The organism is Asticcacaulis sp. AC402 (assembly GCF_000495835.1).
Classification (GTDB): domain Bacteria; phylum Pseudomonadota; class Alphaproteobacteria; order Caulobacterales; family Caulobacteraceae; genus Asticcacaulis.
In genome coordinates, this window is record NZ_AWGC01000034.1 from 22,768 (window position 1) to 43,494 (window position 20,727).

A 20,727-nucleotide genomic window follows, 5' to 3' on the forward strand; every position below is an offset into this window, starting at 1 on the left:
ATCAAATTTCGTAATCCGGTCCGAAACTTAGGTAGCCCTTCTCGGCCATGTAGGCGACAATCTGGCCGGCCAGTTCCTCTGACGAGAAACGGGTCGTGTCCAGAACCAGCTCGGCATTGTCCGGTGCCTCGTAAGGGCTGTCGATTCCGGTAAAGTTCTTGAGTTCGCCGGCGCGGGCCTTTTTGTACAGGCCCTTGACGTCACGGGCTTCCGCCACCTCCAGTGGTGTAGCGACATGGATCTCGATGAATTCGCCGGGCGCGACCAGGTCGCGCGCCAACTGGCGCTCGGCGCGGAAGGGCGAAATGAAGGAGACCAGGGTGACGAGGCCGGCATCAACCATCAGGCGCGATACCTCGGCGACGCGGCGGATGTTTTCCACGCGGTCCTCCGCCGAGAAGCCAAGATCCTTGTTCAGTCCGTGGCGGACATTGTCGCCGTCGAGCAGATAGGTGTGGTGGTTCATCGACAGCAGGCGTTTCTCGACCAGGTTGGCGATGGTCGACTTGCCCGCGCCGGACAGGCCGGTAAACCATAGCACGGCTGGCTTCTGGTGCTTGATGCCGGCGCGTGAGGCTTTCGACACATCGAGCGCCTGCCAGTGGACATTGGTCGCGCGGCGTAAGCCCCGATCAATCATGCCAGCACCGAGCGTCAGGTTTGACACCCGGTCGATCACGATAAAACTGCCCATGGCGTGGTCGTCGCTATAGGCGTCGAAGGCTACAGGCTCCTGGGTCATGATGTCGACGACGGCGACTTCATTGAGCGGCAGCGCCTTGGCGGCCAGTTCATTGAAAGTATTGACGTCGATCTTGTGCTTGATCGCGGTGACGGTGGCCGACACCGTCTTGGCGCCGAGTTTAAGGATGTAGGGCCGGCCGGGCAGCAACGGCTCTTCATTCATCCAGATAAGGTGGGCCTGGAACTGGTCGGAGACCTCGGGGCGGGCGGCGGCCGGGACGATGACGTCGCCGCGCGAAATGTCGATCTCGTCTTCCAGTGTCACGGTGACGGCCTGGCCGGCGCGACCATACGCCAGGTCACCGTCCCCCCCTTGTCCTGGCATGGTTACGACACGGGCGATTTTCGATGCCTTGCCCGTGCGGGCGACCACAATCGCATCACCCGGACGCACCGTACCCGAGGCGATGGTGCCGGAGAAGCCGCGGAAGTTCAGGTTGGGGCGGTTGACCCACTGAACCGGCAGGCGGAACGGCCGGTTTTCAAGATCGCTGTCGATATCGACGGTTTCCAGGTGTTCGACCAGGGTCGGGCCGTCGTACCACGGCATGCTTTCGCTGGGTTCCAGTACATTGTCACCGTACCGCGCCGACACGGGGATGGCCTGCAAGGTCTCGAAACCGAAGCCGGCCGAAAACGCTTTGTAGTCAGCAGCGATCTGGTCGAAGACAGCCTGGTCGTAGCCGACCAGATCGATCTTGTTGACCGCCAGCACGACGTGCTTGATCCCCAGAAGCGAGACGATGAAGCTGTGGCGGCGGGTCTGGGTCAGGATACCCTTGCGGGCGTCGATCAGGATGACGGCGAGGTCCGAATTGGAGGCACCTGTCGCCATGTTGCGCGTATACTGTTCGTGGCCCGGCGTGTCGGCGACGATGAACTTGCGCTTGTCGGTGGTGAAGAAGCGATAGGCGACGTCAATCGTGATGCCCTGTTCGCGCTCAGCCTGGAGACCGTCGACCAGCAGGGCCAGGTCGATATCCTCGCCGACCGTGCCGAACTTTTTGGAGTCGCGCTCGATGCCGGCCAACTGGTCTTCAAAGATCAGCTTGGTGTCGTAGAGCAGGCGGCCGATCAGGGTCGACTTGCCGTCGTCAACGCTGCCGCAGGTCAGAAACCGCAGCAGCGACTTTTTCTCGTGGCTGGCCAGGTAGTCGACCAGGGCCTTGGTATCGAGTTTGTTTACGGTCAGGGCGTTCATACAAGCGCTTCCCAAAAAGTGTAACGCACTTTTTGGACAAAGAAGCGCGTCAAAAAAAGATTTGAGCCGTTGGCGAAGCCAGCGGCTTAAAAATAGCCCTCGCGCTTTTTCTTTTCCATGGAGCCTTGCTCATCGTGGTCGATAAGCCGACCAGACCGTTCCGAGGTCCGCGCCGTCAGCATTTCGGCGACGATGTCTTCCAGTGTGTCGGCTTCGGATTCAACGGCTGCGGTGAGGGGATAGCAGCCGAGCGTACGAAACCGCACCGACTTCATCTGAGGCTTTTCGCCGGGCAACAGCGGCAGGCGGTCGTCATCGACCATAATCCACTGGCCGCCGCGTTCTACGACCGGGCGCGTCTTGGCCATGTACAGCGGAACGATGGGGATATTCTCCATCAGGATATACTGCCAGATGTCGAGCTCGGTCCAGTTGGACAGCGGGAAGACGCGGATGCTTTCGCCCGGCTTGATGCGGGCATTGTAGAGATTCCACAATTCCGGGCGCTGGTTCTTGGGGTCCCAGCCGTGGTTCTGGGTGCGGAAGGAAAAGATGCGCTCCTTGGCGCGGCTCTTTTCCTCGTCGCGCCTGGCCCCGCCGAAAGCCGCGTCAAAGCCATGGTCGTTGAGGGCCTGTTTCAGCGCATCGGTCTTCATGATATTGGTATAGACGCTCGAGCCATGATCGAACGGATTGACCTTGTCGCGCAAGCCGTCAGGATTGGTGTGCTTGAGCAGGGTCAGGCCCAGGCGTTTGACCGTGTCGTCGCGGAACTGGATCATCTCGCGGAACTTCCAGGTCGTGTCGATATGGAGCAGCGGGAAGGGCGGCTTGGACGGATAAAAGGCCTTTATTGCCAGGTGCAGCATCACCGACGAGTCCTTGCCGATCGAATACATCATGACCGGGTTTTTAAACTCCGCCGCCACTTCCCGCATGATGAAGATGGCTTCCGCTTCGAGGCGGCGCAGATGGGTAAGCGGTTCGGCGGACACGTGGGTACCTTATAGAGGCCCTGGGCTGGGCTTGTTACCGCTATGTAGGCAGGCCACTAAAAAACGACAAACGACAAAATCTGAATCCAAAGGTGAGCAGATTTGTCGGTCAGGGTGCTGGGCAGCGGGACTCGATGGCCGGATCACCGAAGGCAACGAAGTGCGGATTGGCGAAATCCGTCTCGCCCGGCGTGTTGCGTTTGCCGTAGGCGAGTGGGCGGCCGTCCAGGGTTTCGACCCGGCCGCCGGCAGCGCGCAATACGGCATCGCCGGCCGCGGTATCCCATTCCATGGTCCGGCCCATGCGCGGGTAGATGTCGGCCTCTCCGGCGGCGATCAGGCAGAATTTCAGCGACGAACCTGCCGGTTTGAACTCGGCGACAGCGAAAGCCTTCAGATAGGCTTCCGTTTCGGCACCGCCATGGGAGCGCGAACCGATGGCGGTCAGCGCCGCGGGGGCCGGGCGGACCATGATCTGTCGGGCAGGGCCGACGGCTCCGTCGCTGATGTCGGCCATAAAGGCGCCTTTACCGGTGGCGCCCCAATAGATCCTGCCCAGGGCCGGAGCGAATACGGCGCCCATGACCGGGATGCCGTCCTCGATCAAGGCGATGTTAACGGTGAATTCGCCATTTTTGGAAATGAACTCCCTGGTTCCGTCCAGCGGGTCAACAAGAAAGAATCGTTTCCCCGTTTGGGGAATTCTCCCGGCGGCGGCCTCTTCTTCGGCGACAACGGGTATGTCGGGCGCCAGTTCCCTAAGGCCCTTAAGAATGACGGTCTCGGCGGCCTGGTCGGCAGCCGTGACCGGCGACGCGTCAGATTTTGACATGACGGCGAAGTCGGTAGCGTAGATGCGCAGGATTTCGGCGCCGGCAGCCAGCATGATCGGGTTCAGGTTCATGCGGTTTCATAATCGCCTTGCGATAAGCTTGTAAAGGCGGGAAAACTGTATCTATTGTGACGGCATCCCAGGAGGCTGCCCGATGTTCGTTACCCGTCTGTTACCTGTGTTGGCTTTGGTGCTGCTGGCGGCGTGCGGGAGACCGGAGGGCGGGCCAGCACGCGGGTCGTCTTCGGCAGCGGCAACCACGCTTTCGGCGGCCGACGCCCTGGCGAAGGGCGTACCGGTGGCTGAACTGCAGGCAGCTTTGCAACGTGGTGACTTTACCGCTGCGCAACTGACCCAGGCGGCGCTGGATGCCATCAAGGCCGGTGACGGCGAACTACACTCGGTGATCGTGGTCAATCCTGACGCGCTGGCGCAGGCCAGGGCCATCGATGAGGCCCGCAAGGCAGGCAAGAGCCTTGGGCCGCTGATGGGGATACCGGTCCTGATCAAGGACAATGTCGAGACCTCGGACAACATGGCGACGACGGCCGGATCTCTGGCGCTGAAGGACAATATTACCCGACGTGACGCGCCGGTGGTGGCGCGGCTGCGGGCCGGCGGGGCGATTATCCTCGGCAAGACCAACCTGTCGGAGTGGGCCAATATCCGTTCGACCCGGTCGATGAGCGGGTGGAGCGCGGTCGGCGGTCTCGTCGCCAATCCGCACGACAAGGCGCGCACAGCCTGCGGATCGTCGAGCGGCTCCGGCGCGGCTGTTGCTGCCGATTTTGCGCCCCTGGCTGTGGGCACCGAGACCGATGGCTCGGTGACCTGCCCGGCGTCGATGAATGGGCTGGTCGGGCTGAAGCCGACCGTGGGATTGGTGTCGCGCACCCATGTGGTGCCGATTTCGCATAGTCAGGACACGCCGGGGCCGATGGGGCGGTCGGTCAGCGATGTCGCCGCGATGATGACGGTCATGGCGGGCAGCGATCCGGCCGACGTGGCGACGATGGAGGCTGACAAGTTCAGGAGCGACTATGCGGCCGGTTTGAGCAAGGATTATCTCAAGGGCCTTCGGGTCGGCGTGCTGCGCGATCGCATCGGCAGCGATCCGAAGACCGCGGCGGTGTTTGAGGCGGCCCTGAAAACCCTGACCGACGCCGGGGCCGTGCTGGTCGATATCAAGGAGTCGCAGGTGCCTGGGCTGGATGAGGCCGAATGGACGGTGCTGCAATATGAGTTGAAGGCCGATCTCAATACCTATCTGGCGACGACCCCGGCCGTCGTGAAGACGCGGACCCTGGCCGACGTCATCGCCTTCAACAAGGCCAACGCGGAAAAGGAAATGCCTTTCTTCGGCCAGGAATTCTTTGAACAGGCCCAGGCGAGGGGGGATTTGCGTACGCGGGAATATGTCCTGGCCTCGGTCAAGGCGAAGACGTCATCCGCCCTGAAACTGGACGGATTGCTAAAGACCAATAATGTGACGGTTCTCGTGGCGCCAACCTATGGTCCGGCCTGGATGTCGGATCCGATCTGGGGTGACCAGTATCCCGGTCCGTCGGCGACGCAGTTACCGGCTACCTCAGGCTATCCGCATCTGACAGTGCCTATGGGTGACGTCCAGGGGTTGCCGGTGGGTTTAAGCTTTATCGGACCGAAGTGGAGCGAGGCGACGTTGCTGAAGGCAGGCTATGCCTTCGAAAAGGCGCGAAAGTAGGGATTAAGAACCACGGGCGGACGTGGATAAACACAGATTTCTAAGCTGAAAATCCATGGTCATCGGTGTCGGCGCGTGTTTCAAATTCTACGTCGTCAGCCAACCGAAGGTCTCCGGGCCGACATAGACAAACGGCATCAGGTCGGAGCTGTCGGCTTCGGCGGCCATGACCAGCAGATCGATGTCGTCTGTTGCGGCCAGGGCGTCGGTTTTGTCGAGCCTTTGCATGTGGATGACGCGGGTCAGAAAGTCCGTCAGTTCGTCCTGACGGTGTCATTCCTGTATACAGATCTGACGGCAGAATAGCATGTTGCACGTCAGGTTTGACACCAGCCGCGTTCCATAATTGCGTGCACGTCTGTTCCGTCTCAGGCCTCGCCGACGGGCAATGCGACAAGACAGGTGACACCCGCATAGTCTCATAGTAGATTTGCCGCGTTGACAGCGGCCCTCCGCGCCCCGGAAGCCGCCTATGTAGTCATGCGTGCGTTGCCTTCCAATAAGTGTTGTCACCACTCCATTCGGGGATTTCAGAATGATGTCCGTTGTCATGAAAGCGGCTGCTCGTGCAGCCGCAGTTGCCCTTTGCCTGACTGCCCTTTCGCCTGCCACCGCGATGTCCGAGGATACTTTTGATCCTGGCCTGCTGATCGGAAAAGATGCCTCGACCTACGCCAAGTTTCAGATGCCGGTCTTCGACAAGCTGGGCGAGGTGAAAATCACGACGCCGCCCGACGACACGCCGCCGGTGATGCGAGTGCGCTGGACGGCACCAAAGTCCGACTATATCCAGATCAACCCAAAATCCGCCATCCCCGGCGTATTTGTCATCAAGTTTGCCGAGGGCAGCCATGTAAGACTGGGGGATATGGGCCTTTACATTAACCGGTCTGGTTTCGAGTCGACCGCCAGCGAGGCAGAGAGACTAAAGCGCACGGGCCTGGACGTCGCCGCCGCGGAAGCGCAGGTCGAAACGATCAATGCCATCCTGGCCGACGCCGGCAAGACCTGGGGCTTTGAGTTGACACCGCTGTTTAAGTCGGTCTTCGGAGACTCCGATGTTCCGGGCCAGGGTCCGAACGCCCAGTTCGTTGAAAAATCCGCGCTGGAACAGCGGACCATGGAGGAACTGGCCGACCTGGACCTCTATTTTATCGTATCGGCCAAGACCTTCCACGACATCAAGGCCGAGGCGGCATTACTCAACAAGCTCAATGGTTTCGAGGTCATCGAGCAGGTCTACCCTGGCGTCTATGCGGAAGGTGCCCAGGCCATGCCGACCGCGAACGTCAGCAACCAGCAATGGTACCTGGACGCGGCGCCTACCGGGGTCAATGCCCGGCCGTTGTGGTCCATGCCTGGCGGGCAGGGTCAGGGCGTCACCGCCGTGGATGTCGAGTTCGACTGGGTGACCGACCATGAGGACCTGCCGCCGGGCCTGAGTGGACGGCCGGCCTGCGCCTATGACTACGGCGGATCGGAACATGGTACGGCCGTGCTGGGTGTTATGGCGGCCGTACACAACGGCCTGGGCGTCGACGGTATGGCACCGCAGGCGAATTACCGGCTGGAATCGACCTGCCGTCCCTTCGACTATATCGGCGCCGGCATTGCCGCCCTGTTCACCGGCGAACGCGTCTCGGGCCGGGCGCACAACATGGTCGTCGCCAAAGCCATTGCCCTGGCCGGCAGCCCGTTGCGCGCCGGTGACGTCGTCCTGATCGAGCAGCATACCTATGGACCGGACGAGTCGGCGCCGCCGGTGGACAATTGCAACGCCAGTCAGTTCAGCTTCGTTGCCATGGAGTATTATCCCGACAGCTTCGACATCATCCGCCGGCTGACGGCGCGCGGTATCGTTGTGGTCGAAGCCGCCGGCAACGGAACCCAGAACATGGACACGGCCGTGTTCAGGGGCCGTTTCAATCCAGCCCTGCGCCATTCCGGCGCGATTCTGGTCGGCGCCAGCGCCCCCAATATCAATACGCCGGCGTCGGGCGCGTTCAACGCTATCCCAGGAAACTACGGCGCAGCCTGTTTCACCAATACCTCCGCCCGCGTCGATGTTCACGCATGGGGCGGCGGAGTCGCCACCACCGGCTATGGTACTGATCTGATGTTCAATCCGCCGCGAACGGCGCGCGATCCGTTCAACGGACGCTCGATCGGCGGCACAATCCCGCGCTATTATTCCGCCAGTTTTGGCGGCACCTCCAGCGCGGCAGCCATTATCGCCGGAGCGGCCGTACAGTTGCAGGGGCTCAAACGCGCCCAGACCGGCGGTCTGTCGTTATCGCCGGTTGGCATGCGTGAAGCCTTGCGCGCCTCGGGAACAGCGCCCGCCGGCGGTGCGGCCATCGGCGTCCAACCCAACCTGACAGCGGGTGCAGCACTTATAAGCGGTCGCGTTGGCGGCTTCGAAGGCCCGGGTGTCTACGTCATCCGCTCGCTGGCCAACGGCAAGGTGCTGGATGTCGATGTGTCGTGGTTTCGCGGCCAGGACGACGGCCAGAGGCTGGTCCAGTGGAGCCAGCACGACGGCCTGAACCAGAGGTTCCGCATTTCCGCCGCCGGGACCGACGGGGCGGGCCGACCGCTGTTCACATTGCAACCGCTGCACAGCCGGAAGGTGCTGGACGTCGAAGGCGCCAGCGGCGCCGACCTGGCGCGCATCATCCAGTTCCGGTTCACCGGAGGCGCCAACCAACTCTTCCGTATCGAGGCATCGCCGGATCCTCGCTTCAACGTCATCGCCACCTTTAACGGTATGCTATTGTCGACGACCGGGCGGGATGACGGCTTTGATATCGTCCAGCATCCGGCCGGTGCGGGGCTCAGCCAGATGTTCGTCCTTACACGTGTCGAATAGGTCGCGTGGCGGGCCGGGTCCGCAACCCAGGCCCGCCGATACCGACTCTGAGTACGCGTTTCTCGTGTTTTTTCAGCTCAAGCGCCGCCGCACGGGCGCCCCCGATAGCGTCACGCATAAGCTCGGGCGCGCCAGAAACCTACGCTGGCGCGCTTGCCAGACTGCGATGAGCCCAAAGCGCAATCCGATAAAGTGGACGCCACCGCACGGGCGCTCCCGTTTTCGGAAAAATGCGCGACAAAACAAAAAGTTAGAGCGAGATGGCGATTCTACCTAAAGCCATCCCGCTCTAGGTCCTCGCAGGCTGGTAAATGCTGAAAATCCGTGTCTGTCCGTGTCCATCCCTGGTTCAAATTCTCCATCGGTATGCAGCCGAAGGCCTCCGGTCCGACATAGATGAACTGCATCAGGTCGGGGCTGTGAGCCTCGGCTGCCATCACCCGCAGGTCCAAGTCGTCGGTCGCCGACAACAGGTTGATCTCGCCGAACTTGTCCATGCCGATGACACAGTTAAGAAAACCCGTAAGCTCCGCCAATGCGTGGGCGTCGAATTCCATCTGGATGGCTGCCTTGACGACCGAGCTGAGCTTCATGCGCAAAGCCCGGCGCGAAATCGCGCCGGAAACATCAGGATCGCCGTAACGATCCCGCGCCGGATAGCAAGTTTAACGTCGAGGTCGAGATCAGCATTCGACGACATTGACGGCCAGACCGCCGAGGCTGGTTTCCTTGTATTTGACGCGCATGTCTTCGCCGGTCTGGCGCATGGTCTCGATGACGGCGTCGAGGCTGACGATGTGGTGGCCGTCGCCGTTCAGTGCCAGATAGGTGGCGTTGATCGCCTTGATCGCCCCCATGGTATTGCGTTCGATACAGGGCACCTGCACCAGGCCGCCGATGGGATCGCAGGTCAGGCCGAGATTGTGCTCCATGCCGATCTCGGCGGCATTTTCGATCTGGCCCGGGGTGCCACCCAGCGCCGCTGCCAACCCGCCAGCTGCCATGGAACAGGCAACGCCCACCTCGCCCTGGCAGCCCATTTCAGCCGCCGAAATCGAGGCATTGGTCTTGTAAAGGAAACCTATGGCGGTGGCGGTCATCAACAGGGTGCGCGTCCCGTCCACTGTCGCATTGGGGACAAAGGTCTCGTAGTATTTGATCACAGCCGGCAGAACGCCCGCCGCGCCATTCGTCGGGGCGGTGACGACGCGGCCGCCGGCGGCGTTTTCTTCGTTGACCGCCAGGGCGTAGAGGCTGACCCATTCGAAAATCTGCGACGGATCGATGCGTGGGCCGCGTGCCATCAGCTTGTCCACCATAGCCTTGGCGCGGCGGCGGACATTGAGCCCGCCGGGCAAGACGCCGTCCTGTCTCACGCCACGGTCGATACTGGCCATCATGGCGACCCGGACGGCATCCAGGAAAGCGCAGGTCTCGTCGCGTGGGCGGAAGGCGTCCTCGTTGCGGAACATCAGCTCGGCAATGGTAAGGTCTTCACGCTGGCAGATGGTGAGTAGTTCCGCGCCGGAAGTAAAAGCATAGGGCAGGGCGATGTTGCTGGAACTGGCAATGACGTCATCACCCTGAATTGCGCCGCCGCCAACCGAGAAGTAGGTGGCGGTTTCGATGGCGCCGTCCGCGTAAAAGGCTTCGAACTGCAGGCCGTTGGAATGTTCCGGCAGGAATTCGCCCATGCGGAACAGCAGATCGGTTTCGGGATCGAAGGTTAGGGAATGGTGGCCGCCAAACGTAAGGTGTTTGTGACTGCGGATGTTCTCGACCATAGAGCCTATCATCTCCGGGTCGATCCGGTCGGGAAGCCAGCCCGACAGGCCCAGTAGCACGGCGGTGTCGGTGGCGTGGCCCTTTCCGGTCAGGGCCAGGGAGCCGTACAGCCGACAGACGACACGGACGGGTGCGCCGCGATCGCTGAGTTTTTCGGCAAAGTGCTGGGCGGCGCGCATCGGGCCGACCGTATGCGAACTGGACGGTCCGACGCCGATGGTGAACAGGTCTGTGACGCTTAGGGCATGAGGCATGCCGTATGACTCCCACACCCGCGTGGCAGCGTCAAGAAGGTTTCAAATGAGACTGGTTTACAGGCTCAAGGTCGCCAGTTCGTCGATAGCGCAGATGATATGATAGAGCGTGCTGGCCGGGGCGGGCTCGGTTTCGAACGTGCCGTCGGGACGCATGCGATCGCTGTACAGGCCCTCGATCTCGGTGTTGAAATAGAGTTGCAGACCTTCGGCGCCCGAGACGGCGCCGGCAATGGCGGCTTCGCGTTCGGCCTGAGTCGTGGCGGCGTCGGCCAGCTTGACATAGGCCTTCATGCGCTCGGTTTGGGCCCACAGGCGGGACTTGTTGTCCCTGACCGAGAAGTCGTCCCACAGTTCGAAGATGGTGGCGTTGCGGATCGGGTCGGTGCCGTAGTCCTGCGCAATTTTGATCAGCCGTTGGGCGGCCTTGGCGTATTTTGGATCGCCGGTCATCTTCGTCCAGCGCAGCAGCAGCCAGCCCCATTCGAACTGATGGCCGGGCTCGATAATGCGGCCCATCTCGCCTTCCAGCGGGTTCCAGTCGCCGTCGAAATATTCGCGCAGTGAGCCGTTTTCCGGGTGCAGGAACCTGTCCAGGCACAGGTCGGCGATCATGGCGGCTACCTTGCGCCAAGTGTCGTCTCCGCCGGCTTCGATCCAGGCCAGGCAGGCCTCGAACATGTGCATGTGCGGATTGGTCTTCAGTGGCAGGGTGCGCGGATTGGATTCCTCGAAGCCGCGGACCGGGTGGGAATAGTCGCGCACAATGGCGTCGCGGATGGCGTTGGCGGCCGATTCCAGAGCCGGGTCTTTGCGCACCGCGAAGGCGGAGGCATAGGCCAGCATGGCAAAGGCGTGGTCGTAGAAGTCGAATTCGCCCTTGACGACCTCGCCATCGGGTTTGAGCACGGCGTAGAGATAACCCGTTTCGGCATTGCGCGCGGGGCCGCTCAGCCAGGCCAGGCCCTGGTCGATCGGGCCGTCGGTCTCGCCGGCATAGCCCATGGTCCTTGCGAGGGCATAGGAATAGACCTGGCGAGCCGCGACGCGGGTACGGCGGTCGACATCACAGGGTGTGCCATCAAGATTGATTTTCTCAAAGAAGCCGCCTTTTTCGCGGTCGCCGCCGACCTCCCACCAGATCGGCAGGGCCTTATCAAACAGCCACTGGCGCAGCGAGGTCTGGGCGGAAGTCAGGCGCAGGGCAAGATCGGACATGGGAGCCTCATGGATTGGAGACGAAGTTTATGTTGCGTAGCACAATAGAAATTACAGGAGCAAGGGCGCAAGTCGCAATGACACGCCTCTGACAAATCTTTTGAGGCGATGGCATGGAAAAAAACATGCCGCTATCCGCCATGGAAAAGACCCGCCGTTGTGCTGTTCTCCCGTGCGACAGCGACGGGGCCTATGTCGCGGTTATGCGGCGCTACGGCGGCTGGGCGACGCCATCGCCTTCGACTCCGCCAACTGTCTGGTCCGCAATGCCGGCTGCGATGCTGGTGGCGCCGATACCGCGCGCCCAGGATATCAAAAAGGCGGCAACGGCACGATGTACAGCGGCACCGGCAACGACACCTACTATGTCCAAAACACGGGCGACAATGTCGTCGAAGCGGGCGGGGCGGGCAATGTCAACGCCACCGGGAACAGTTTGGCCAATATGTTGAACGGCAATGACGGCAACAATACGATCAATGGCAAGGGCGGGGCGGACAAGCTGACCGGCGGCCTCGGGGCGGACATCTTCCTGTTCGAAACCGGCAGCGGCGCCGACACCATCGGCGACTTCAGCGCTGTTCAGAGCGATCTGATCAATGTCAATGCCTATACCGGCGGCGTGGCCAATGCCGGCATGGTGGCCCAGGCCGGAAGTGATGTCGTGATCACCCTGGGCGGGGGGAATGCCATCACGGTTACAGGCGCCGTCGTGGCGGACGTTCTGGCCCATATGGTATGGTGATAGCGGTCGGGATCGCTTAATCTGGTATTGGCGGTTTGCGGGTGTTTGCTGGCCATTGGGCCTGCCAGCAGTTTCCGTGCGGGTAAATTGTACCTTCGCTGGCTACAGAAAAGATGAAGCGAATCAACAGGGTAAAGCGACATTAACCCGAGTGCGCCGTTCGCTCAGAGTTCGAAAATAAATTGTTTCGAAAATTCAAGGCTCAAGGCTGAAACAAGGCCAGTGGTCAGGCTTAACTCTAAAAATTCTGTTTTATGGGAACGGCTCTCAGGTGTATGACCCATGATGGGGCAGGCATGGTTTTGTAGCGTATTCTCTTCAGTAAATTCGTTTTTTCTCCACATTTTCAATAAGGTGGCTCCTCATGCGTGTGCGTTTCGGTCTCGATTTCGAGGAAGCCGGAAGGGCTTCCGGTCTCTCCCTGTCCCTCGATGCTTCGGCCGGCAAGGTTCTGGCGGTCGCAGCACCCGCGCCGGTTCTGGCGGCGCCCGCGGCGGCATCTTCCAAGGCCTTGTTCACCGCGACCGCGGCACCCGTCCTGGCGCTCTCCACCGATACCGCGGCCGTGACCGCGGCTCCAGTGGCAGCGGGTGAAGATCCGCTGGTTAACATCTCGTCGGACGGCAAGGTGCGCGAGGCGCGCGAATATTACGGCCCCTCCGAGGGCCTTAATGACAGTTCGGGAGTCGGTCTGACGGCGCTTCTGTCGCAGTATTACGACTCAGGCCAAAGCCGATACGAGTTCAGTGGCAACCAGGATATCGATGCCGTCCTGATCGGCTCGCGCTGGACGGACTTCACCCTGACCTTCAGCTTCCCGACCTCGGGCAGCTTTTATCAGACGCCCTATTATGACAGCGGTTATCTGACCAGCCATGTCGATTTCAACGCCGCTCAGCAGAACGCGGCGCGTTATGCGCTGAACCTGGTGGCGGGCTATACCGGGCTTTCTTTTACTGAGATCACCGAAACGGCGACGACCCACGCCAATATCCGGTTCTCCCAGACCAACGACACCTCGCTGCCGTCGGCCGAGGGCAACTTCCCGGACTCGGATAGCTGGGACGGCGATATCTGGTTCAGTGCCTGGAACAACCAGCCCTTCTACACCACGCCGAAGATCGGCAACTGGGGGCAGGCCACGATCATGCACGAGATCGGCCACACCATGGGGCTGAAGCATGGGCATTCCGATCTGACCGCTACCGAACTGACAGCGCCAGGCTACCTGCAGGGCAGCGGGCCGCGCTATGGTTCGGCGCCGCTGCCGTCGGACCACGACAACTGGGGTTACTCGCTGATGACCTACCGGTCGGCCTCGGGCTACGCCGCCGATTTCCAGGGCGACCAGTTCAACCAGCCCCAGACCTTCATGCAGAATGACATCGCCGCGCTCCAGTACATGTACGGCGCCGATTTCACGTACAATTCCGGCAATTCGGTCTACACGTTCAACATCAATACCGGCGAGATGTTCATCAACGGAGTCAGCCAGGGCGCCACGGAAACCAGCGGCGGCTTCGGTAAGATACTGCGGACCATCTGGGACGGCAACGGTGTCGACACCTACGATTTCAGCAACTTCACCGGTAACCAGAGCATCAACCTGAATCCGGGCGCGTGGTCGACCATGAGCACGGCGCGTCTGGTCGATCTGCGGCCGCGCGACGGTAGCGTGGTGGTCAATCCGCCGGGCAATATTGCCAATGCGTTGCAGTACAGCAGCGACTCGCGGTCGCTGATCGAAAACGCCAATGGCGGCAACGGCAATGACACCCTCATCGGCAATGTGGCCGACAACGACCTGAGCGGCAATGCCGGCAACGACGTCATCGATGGGCTGGGCGGTAATGACGACCTGTACGGCGGGGCAGGCAACGACTTCCTGGCGGGCGACACGGGTAACGACTATCTCAGCGGCAGCACAGGCAATGACACCGCCTACGGCGAGAGCGGCAACGACTACCTGTACGGTGGTACCGGCAATGACAGCCTGGTCGGCGGCACCGGCAACGATACCTACCTTGTCGATGCTGTCGGCGACGCCGTCATCGAACTGTCCGGCGGCGGGACTGATCTGGTCTACAGCTATGTCACCTTCACCCTGGCGACCTATTTTGAGAACCTGATCCTGCTGGGCAGCACGGATATCAACGGCACTGGCAACAGCCTGAGCAACGACATCATCGGCAATACCGGCGACAACACCCTTAGGGGCGGGGGCGGCGCCGACTCCATCAATGGCGGTTCCGGCAACGACTCGATCTGGAACACCAACTTTGCTGATCACACGCTGGTAGGCGGTTCCGGTAACGACACCATCGGCGGCGGCTTCTCGTACGGCGGCACCTGGGATGGGGGCTCAGGCAGCGATCGCGTCGATATGACCCTGCATAATTTCGCCGCCAGCTACAGTCTGACCAGCGGCACCTATACGACGACGGGTGGCACGCAGAACATCCTGAATTTCGAGCACGTCAATGCCGGCAACCAGAACGACACGATACTTGGGTCGGATGCCGTCAACACGCTCTACGGCAACGGTGGCAACGACCTCATCTCAGGCCAGGCCGGGGACGACAATGTCTATGGCGGCGACGGCGACGATACCCTGATCGGCAGTTCCGGTGACGACTACCTCAATGCGGGCGAAGCCGGGACCAATGCCGGCGATGTGCTCAGCGGCAGCGACGGCAACGACATTATTCTCTCGTCCGGGAACGGTAACTATACGGGCGGGTCGGGCAATGACACGATCTTCGCCGGCATCACCAACGGCTTCGGGCCGGAAGATATCGACGGCGGCACCGGAATCGACCTGCTGGTTGCCAGCACCTTTACCGGCAACTATGCCATCAACCTGACGACCGGCGAGACCAACTTCTTCTACGAAAGCTTTATTGGCTTCGAGGACGTAATCACCGGCAACGGCAACGATACCGTCACCGGCACGTCCGGCGCCAACGACATCACCACCGGCGCCGGCAACGATAGCATCAACGGCGGGGCCGGAGTGGACGATATCAATGGCGGCGCCGGCGATGATACCATCAGCGGCAGCACCTCCTACGATGTGCTGGATGGTGGCGCGGATTTCGACGTGGTCGACTATGCGTTCATCCTCGGCGGAACCGGCGCGGTGATCGACCTGGCGGCCGGAACCTGGACGTCGGGCTTCAATGTTGAAACCATGATCAATTTCGAAGGCGCCATCGGCGGCACGATCGCCGAAACCATGCAGGGCACTTCAGACGTCAACCTGTTTGATGGCAATGGCGGCAATGATGTGCTCAATGGCTATGGCGGTAACGATACGCTGATTGGCGGCTCGGGCAATGACAGCCTGAACGCCGGTAGCGGCCAGGACAGTGTCGATGGCGGCACCGGCAACGACACCATCCAGTCCAGCGGCTTCGGCACCTATCTGGGCGGTGACGGCAACGACCTGATCTATGTCGGCAACGGCTTCCCGGAAAGCCTCGATGGCGGGGCCGGCAACGATACGCTGGATGCGGCCGCGACGACCTTCGACTATGAGATCAACCTGGCGACCGGGGTCACCAACTTTCCCGACGAATCCTTCGTGAACTTCGAGAGCGTTTTGACCGGTTCGGGCAACGACACCCTGACGGGTACGGCGGGCGACAACCGTATGCTGGGCAGCGACGGCGATGACGTTATTGTCGGCGGCGGGGGCGCGGATACGATTCTTGGCGGCAATGGCGACGACACCATCACCTCGTCCGGTGCCGGACTGTACACTGGCGGCGACGGTGATGACTACATCTTCGCCGGCTTCGGCGCGCCGGAGAATATCGACGCCGGTGACGGCATCGATACGCTGGATACCACCCTGTTCACCGGCGATTACAGCGTCAATCTGGCCAGCGGCCTGACCAACTTCGCGGGTGAGGATTTCGACGATTTCGAGAACCTGATCTCCGGGGATGGCAATGACACCCTGGCCGGCACCGGCGTCGTCAACACGATCAAAGGCGGCGACGGCGACGACATCGTCAATGGCGGGGCCGATTACGATTCGCTGGACGGCGGCGCCGGCAACGACACCTATGATATCAGCACCTTCCTTGACCTGTCGGGCAGCACGATCGACCTGACCGCCGGCACCTATAGCGACGTCGGTGGCACGGAGACGGTGCTGAACTTCGAAAACGTCCTGGGGGCGGGCGGCGCCGAAATCTATATCGGCACCGCTGGCGCCAACTGGATCGACGGCGGGGCGGGCGCCGACAGTCTGAGCGGTGGCGCCGGCGACGATACCTATGTCGTCGACAATGCCGGTGATGCGGTCGGCGAAATCGCCGGCGGCGGCAGCGATCTGATCCGGTCGTCGATCACCTTCTCGCTGGCCGGCATTCAGGTCGAGGCCCTGACCCTGACCGGGGCGGCCAATATCAACGCCACGGGCAACAATGGTGGCAACAGCCTGACCGGCAATGACGGTAACAATGTCCTGGACGGCGCCAACGGCAACGACACCATGGCCGGCGGTCTGGGCGACGACAGCTACTATGTCGCGGTGGCCGGTGACAGCGTGGTCGAGGTGGCGGGGCAGGGGACCGACATGGTCTTCTCGCTCATCACCTACAGCCTGGCCGGCAAGCAGGTGGAAAACCTGACGCTGCAAGGGGGCGCTGCCATCGACGGCACCGGGAACGGCCTGACCAATGTGCTGGTCGGTAACGGCGCCAACAACACGCTGACCGGTGGCGGCGGTCATGACCGGCTGGAAGGCCGCGCCGGCGCCGATACCATGGTGGGCGGCACCGGCAATGACACCTATCTGGTCGAGGACAGCACCGACGTCGTCAATGAGCTGGCCGGCGAAGGCCTGGATCTGATCGAATCGGCGGTGACCTTTACCCTGGGCGCCAATATCGAAAATCTGGCCCTGGCCGGGGCGGCGGCGATCAACGGCACTGGCAACGACCTGAACAATGTCCTCAGCGGCAATATCGCCAACAACATCCTGAGCGGCGGGCTGGGCAACGACACCTACTACGTCCAGAATGCCGGCGACAATGTCGTCGAACTGGGCGGGCAGGGGACAGATGTCATCTACTCGACGGTGACCTATACGCTGAATGGTCGGTTCGCCGAAACCATCACCCTGACCGGGGCCGCCCACCTCAACGCCACGGGCAACAGTCTCGCCAATACACTGAACGGCAATGATGGTAACAACACGCTCAACGGCAAGGGCGGGGCGGATACGGTCAGCGGCGGTTTGGGCGCGGATATCTTCCTGTTCGAAACCGGCAGCGGCGCCGACACCATCAACGACTTCAGTCTCGCCCAGAGCGACCTGATCAACATCAACGCCTATACGGGCGGGGTGGCCGACAATACGATCGTCGTCCAGAACGGCGCCAATGTCGAAATTACCCTCGGCGGCGGCAATATCATCGTCGTTATCAATGCGCTGGAGGCCGATGTCGAGGCTCAGTTGGTATGGTAATACTCTGAAATCCAAGAGTAATTGGCCCCGTGGTTTGCGCCGCGGGGCCTTTATGCTTTTCGCTGCGTAAACCTTTTCGTTACACCATTTTGAAATAGCGACAGGCGTTATATGGTGCGCGCGGAACGGGGCGCTTCGCTTTTTTTCCCTCATTTAACAGGATGGAGTCCATGCGCGTGCGTTTCGGTCTGGAAAATGATGATGCCGGCGTCGCCGGTCTGGCCATGTCCTCGCCGTCGGCGGGCAAGGTGTTGGCAGTGGCCGTGTCAGCTCCGCTTGCCGCGAGCGGGATTAACCAGAGCTCCGGGGCGGGCCTTGCCACGCTCCTGACCCAGACATTCGACGCCACCGACAACCGCTACGAGTTCAGCGGCCGGCAGGAAATTGACGCCGTGCTGATCGGCTCGAAATGGACGGCGACCAACCTGACCTTCAGTTTTCCGACCGCAGGCGACCTGTACCAGACGCCCTATTACGAAAGCGGCTATCTCAGCAGCCACCTCGCCTTTAACGCCGCCCAGCAGGCGGCGGCGCGCTATGCCCTGGGGCTTGTCGACGGCTATACGCAGCTGACCTTCACCGAAATTACGGAAACCGCCGACACCCACGCCACGCTGCGTTTTGCCCAGACCTCTGATCCCTCGCTGGCCACGGCCGAAGGCAACTTCCCGGGTTCGGACAGCTGGGATGGCGACGTCTGGCTGGGCACCTCGGTCAGCCAGCCCTTCTACCAGACGCCCGAAGCCGGCAACTGGGGCATGGCCACACTGTTGCATGAGATCGGCCATGCCCTGGGCCTTAAGCATGGCCACCAGGACTATACGACGACCGATCTCAGCGCCGGGGGTTATGTCGATGGCCCGGGGCCGCGCTACGGAACGCGTGCTTTGGCCACACAGCAAGACAGTTGGGCCTACTCGCTGATGACCGCCCGCTCGGATCCCGGCAATAATCCTGGCGCAAGCCCCAGCTTCCAGGCCGATCAGTTCAATCAACCCCAGACCTATATGCAGAACGATATTGCGGCGCTGCAGTATCTCTATGGCGCCGATTTCACGACCCAGTCCGGCAATACGATCTACACCTTCGACGCCACGACCGGCCAGATGTTCATCGACGGCCTCGCCCAACTCATGCCGACCCAGAATGCGGGCATCGGCAAGATATTCCGGACCATCTGGGACGGCAATGGCATCGATACCTATGATTTTTCCAACTTCACGACCCACCAGAACATCAATCTTGATCCGGGTGCATGGTCGACGATGAACACAGCGCAACTGGCCGATTTGCGCCCGCTGACGGCTGCCGTGACGGTCACTGCGCCAGGCAATATCGCCAATGCGCTGCTGTACAACAACGATGCGCGATCGCTGATCGAGAACGCCTATGGCGGGGCGGGGCGTGATACGATTTCCGGCAATGATGGCGCCAACCTGTTGCGCGGCAATGACGGCGACGACCGCCTGTACGGTTACGGTGGCGCGGATCTGCTCTCCGGCGAGTCCGGCCATGACTATCTCGATGGCTGGACCGGCAACGACACCCTCTTCGGCTCCGATGGCAATGACACCTTGTGGGGCTATTCGGGCAACGATTCGCTTGGCGGCGGCAACGACAATGACACGCTCAACGGGGAAAGCGGCGACGACTATCTCTTCGGCGGGGCTGGTGCCGACAGTATGGTCGGCGGATCAGGCAACGACACCTATGTCATCGATGATGTCGGGGACATCACGGTCGAGGTCATGTGGACCGGCGGCAATGACTGGATTTATTCGCCGTTCAGCCACACGCTGGAGGAGGAATACGAGAACCTCAGCCTGTTGGGAACCGGCCATCTGAACGGTACAGGCAATAACCATTCCAATGTCATCCGGGGCACCGACGGCAACAACCGGCTGGACGGCGGCGGCGGTGGCGACACCCTGACCGGGGGACTGGGCAACGACACCTATGTTATCGATTCGGAATGGGCCCGGGTGATCGAGCTGCACTTTCAGGGCGACGACACGGTAATATCGTCGGCCAGCTACTCGCTGGACGGGCGGGCAGTGGAGACCCTGATTCTGACCGGAGCCGGAAATCTCAACGGGACCGGTAATTCGCTGAACAACTTCATAACGGGGACGTCCGGCAACAACCGGCTGGACGGCCGCGGCGGCGGCGACAGGATGACCGGAGGCTTGGGTGACGACACCTACTATGTCGATAATGCCCAGGACACTGTCGTCGAACAGCACCTCCAGGGCAATGACACGGTCTATGCCTCGGTCTCCTATTCCTTCTTCGGCCGGGCGGCGGAGGTGCTGATACTGACCGGGAACGGCAACATCAACGGCACGGGAAACTCGCTCAGCAACAGCCTGACCGGCAATAACGGTAACAATATCCTCAACGGCGGGGCCGGGATGGATACCCTGACCGGTGGTGGCGGGACGGACGTCTTTATGTTTGACGCCGGCAGCGGCCGGGACACGGTGACCGACCTGCGTATTGGCGACCGGATCAATGTCAACGCCTATACGGGCGGGGTGGCCAACAACGCCATGGTCGTTCAGAGCGGCGCTAATGTGGTTATCGACCTGGGCGGTGGGAATGTCATAACCGTCCTGGGAATCGCCGAGTACATTGTCGAGGCCCGGATGATCTGGTAGCCGGCCAGCAAGATGTGTGGGGAAGGGAGCGAGTTTTGAGACATATGCCAACCCGCGATGACCTTGACTCGCCACGGTTTGGCAAGCGCGCCAAAAGACGTTTCCGGGGCGCCATAGCCGCTCAAGGCGCCCTCGGGGACGCCTGGAGCGTAATCCGATAAAGTGTGATGCCACCGCATGGGCGCTCCCGTTTCCGGATAAATTGCGCCACAAACAAAAAATCAG

General features: G+C 61.3%; 12 protein-coding genes. 5 read left to right on the forward strand and 7 right to left on the reverse strand.

What is annotated here, in order from left to right; translation table 11 throughout:
* Window position 1: 1 nt before the first annotated feature.
* From cysN to cysQ, 3 genes are all read right to left on the reverse strand, one after another.
* Complete coding sequence (gene cysN, locus ABAC402_RS36615; protein WP_023450881.1) at window positions 2-1,945, reverse strand: sulfate adenylyltransferase subunit CysN; 1,944 nt, start codon at window positions 1,943-1,945, stop codon at window positions 2-4.
* A gap of 86 nt (window positions 1,946-2,031) precedes the next feature.
* Window positions 2,032-2,940 carry a sulfate adenylyltransferase subunit CysD gene (gene cysD / locus ABAC402_RS36620; RefSeq protein WP_023450882.1) on the reverse strand — a complete coding sequence of 303 codons (909 nt, stop codon included), beginning with the start codon at window positions 2,938-2,940 and terminating at the stop codon, window positions 2,032-2,034.
* Window positions 2,941-3,049: 109 nt separating this feature from the next.
* A complete protein-coding gene (gene cysQ, locus ABAC402_RS36625) occupies window positions 3,050-3,844 on the reverse strand; it encodes a 3'(2'),5'-bisphosphate nucleotidase CysQ (RefSeq protein WP_023450883.1) in 795 nt (264 codons plus the stop codon).
* 82 nt (window positions 3,845-3,926) lie between these two features.
* Here cysQ and ABAC402_RS36630 point away from each other — a divergent pair, with 82 nt between their 5' ends.
* Window positions 3,927-5,495, forward strand: a complete 1,569-nt coding sequence (locus ABAC402_RS36630; RefSeq protein ID WP_023450884.1) for an amidase — start codon at window positions 3,927-3,929, stop codon at window positions 5,493-5,495.
* 87 nt (window positions 5,496-5,582) lie between these two features.
* On the opposite strand, the gene ABAC402_RS40355 is transcribed toward ABAC402_RS36630, so the two are convergent.
* Window positions 5,583-5,723: a hypothetical protein gene (locus tag ABAC402_RS40355; RefSeq protein WP_023450885.1), complete on the reverse strand. Its 141-nt coding sequence runs from the start codon at window positions 5,721-5,723 to the stop codon at window positions 5,583-5,585.
* 307 nt (window positions 5,724-6,030) lie between these two features.
* Between ABAC402_RS40355 and ABAC402_RS36635 the strand changes: the two genes are divergently transcribed.
* Window positions 6,031-8,364 (forward strand): RICIN domain-containing protein, encoded by a 2,334-nt coding sequence (locus ABAC402_RS36635; RefSeq protein WP_023450886.1) that lies wholly within the window; start codon window positions 6,031-6,033, stop codon window positions 8,362-8,364.
* A 269-nt stretch (window positions 8,365-8,633) separates the two neighbouring features.
* On the opposite strand, the gene ABAC402_RS36640 is transcribed toward ABAC402_RS36635, so the two are convergent.
* The 3 genes from ABAC402_RS36640 to ABAC402_RS36650 all read right to left on the reverse strand — a co-directional run bounded on the left by ABAC402_RS36640 (window position 8,634) and on the right by ABAC402_RS36650 (window position 11,621).
* The gene (locus tag ABAC402_RS36640; protein ID WP_023450887.1) at window positions 8,634-8,957 is read right to left on the reverse strand and encodes a hypothetical protein; all 324 of its coding nucleotides are present in this window, start codon (window positions 8,955-8,957) and stop codon (window positions 8,634-8,636) included.
* 90 nt (window positions 8,958-9,047) lie between these two features.
* Window positions 9,048-10,403 (reverse strand): L-serine ammonia-lyase, encoded by a 1,356-nt coding sequence (locus tag ABAC402_RS36645; RefSeq protein ID WP_023450888.1) that lies wholly within the window; start codon window positions 10,401-10,403, stop codon window positions 9,048-9,050.
* Between the two features lie 57 nt (window positions 10,404-10,460).
* Window positions 10,461-11,621 (reverse strand): AGE family epimerase/isomerase, encoded by a 1,161-nt coding sequence (locus ABAC402_RS36650; RefSeq protein ID WP_023450889.1) that lies wholly within the window; start codon window positions 11,619-11,621, stop codon window positions 10,461-10,463.
* A 172-nt stretch (window positions 11,622-11,793) separates the two neighbouring features.
* Between ABAC402_RS36650 and ABAC402_RS36655 the strand changes: the two genes are divergently transcribed.
* The 3 genes from ABAC402_RS36655 (at window position 11,794) to ABAC402_RS40465 (ending at window position 20,502) form a co-directional block, all read left to right on the forward strand.
* Window positions 11,794-12,366, forward strand: a complete 573-nt coding sequence (locus tag ABAC402_RS36655) for a hypothetical protein (protein WP_023450890.1) — start codon at window positions 11,794-11,796, stop codon at window positions 12,364-12,366.
* 364 nt (window positions 12,367-12,730) lie between these two features.
* Complete coding sequence (locus ABAC402_RS36660) at window positions 12,731-17,845, forward strand: M10 family metallopeptidase C-terminal domain-containing protein (protein WP_023450891.1); 5,115 nt, start codon at window positions 12,731-12,733, stop codon at window positions 17,843-17,845.
* Between the two features lie 170 nt (window positions 17,846-18,015).
* Window positions 18,016-20,502, forward strand: a complete 2,487-nt coding sequence (locus tag ABAC402_RS40465; RefSeq protein WP_023450892.1) for a M10 family metallopeptidase — start codon at window positions 18,016-18,018, stop codon at window positions 20,500-20,502.
* Window positions 20,503-20,727: the final 225 nt, after the last annotated feature.

What these genes read in the sequence shown, in the direction of transcription:
- ABAC402_RS36635 (WP_023450886.1), top strand. Translation starts at nt 6,031, where the DNA reads ATGATGTCCGTTGTCATGAAAGCGGCTGCTCGTGCAGCCGCAGTTGCC.
- cysN (WP_023450881.1), bottom strand. Translation starts at nt 1,945, where the DNA reads ATGAACGCCCTGACCGTAAACAAACTCGATACCAAGGCCCTGGTCGAC.
- ABAC402_RS40465 (WP_023450892.1), top strand. Translation starts at nt 18,016, where the DNA reads ATGCGCGTGCGTTTCGGTCTGGAAAATGATGATGCCGGCGTCGCCGGT.
- ABAC402_RS36630 (WP_023450884.1), top strand. Translation starts at nt 3,927, where the DNA reads ATGTTCGTTACCCGTCTGTTACCTGTGTTGGCTTTGGTGCTGCTGGCG.
- ABAC402_RS36660 (WP_023450891.1), top strand. Translation starts at nt 12,731, where the DNA reads ATGCGTGTGCGTTTCGGTCTCGATTTCGAGGAAGCCGGAAGGGCTTCC.
- ABAC402_RS36640 (WP_023450887.1), bottom strand. Translation starts at nt 8,957, where the DNA reads ATGAAGCTCAGCTCGGTCGTCAAGGCAGCCATCCAGATGGAATTCGAC.
- ABAC402_RS40355 (WP_023450885.1), bottom strand. Translation starts at nt 5,723, where the DNA reads ATGCAAAGGCTCGACAAAACCGACGCCCTGGCCGCAACAGACGACATC.
- ABAC402_RS36645 (WP_023450888.1), bottom strand. Translation starts at nt 10,403, where the DNA reads ATGCCTCATGCCCTAAGCGTCACAGACCTGTTCACCATCGGCGTCGGA.
- ABAC402_RS36650 (WP_023450889.1), bottom strand. Translation starts at nt 11,621, where the DNA reads ATGTCCGATCTTGCCCTGCGCCTGACTTCCGCCCAGACCTCGCTGCGC.
- cysQ (WP_023450883.1), bottom strand. Translation starts at nt 3,844, where the DNA reads ATGAACCTGAACCCGATCATGCTGGCTGCCGGCGCCGAAATCCTGCGC.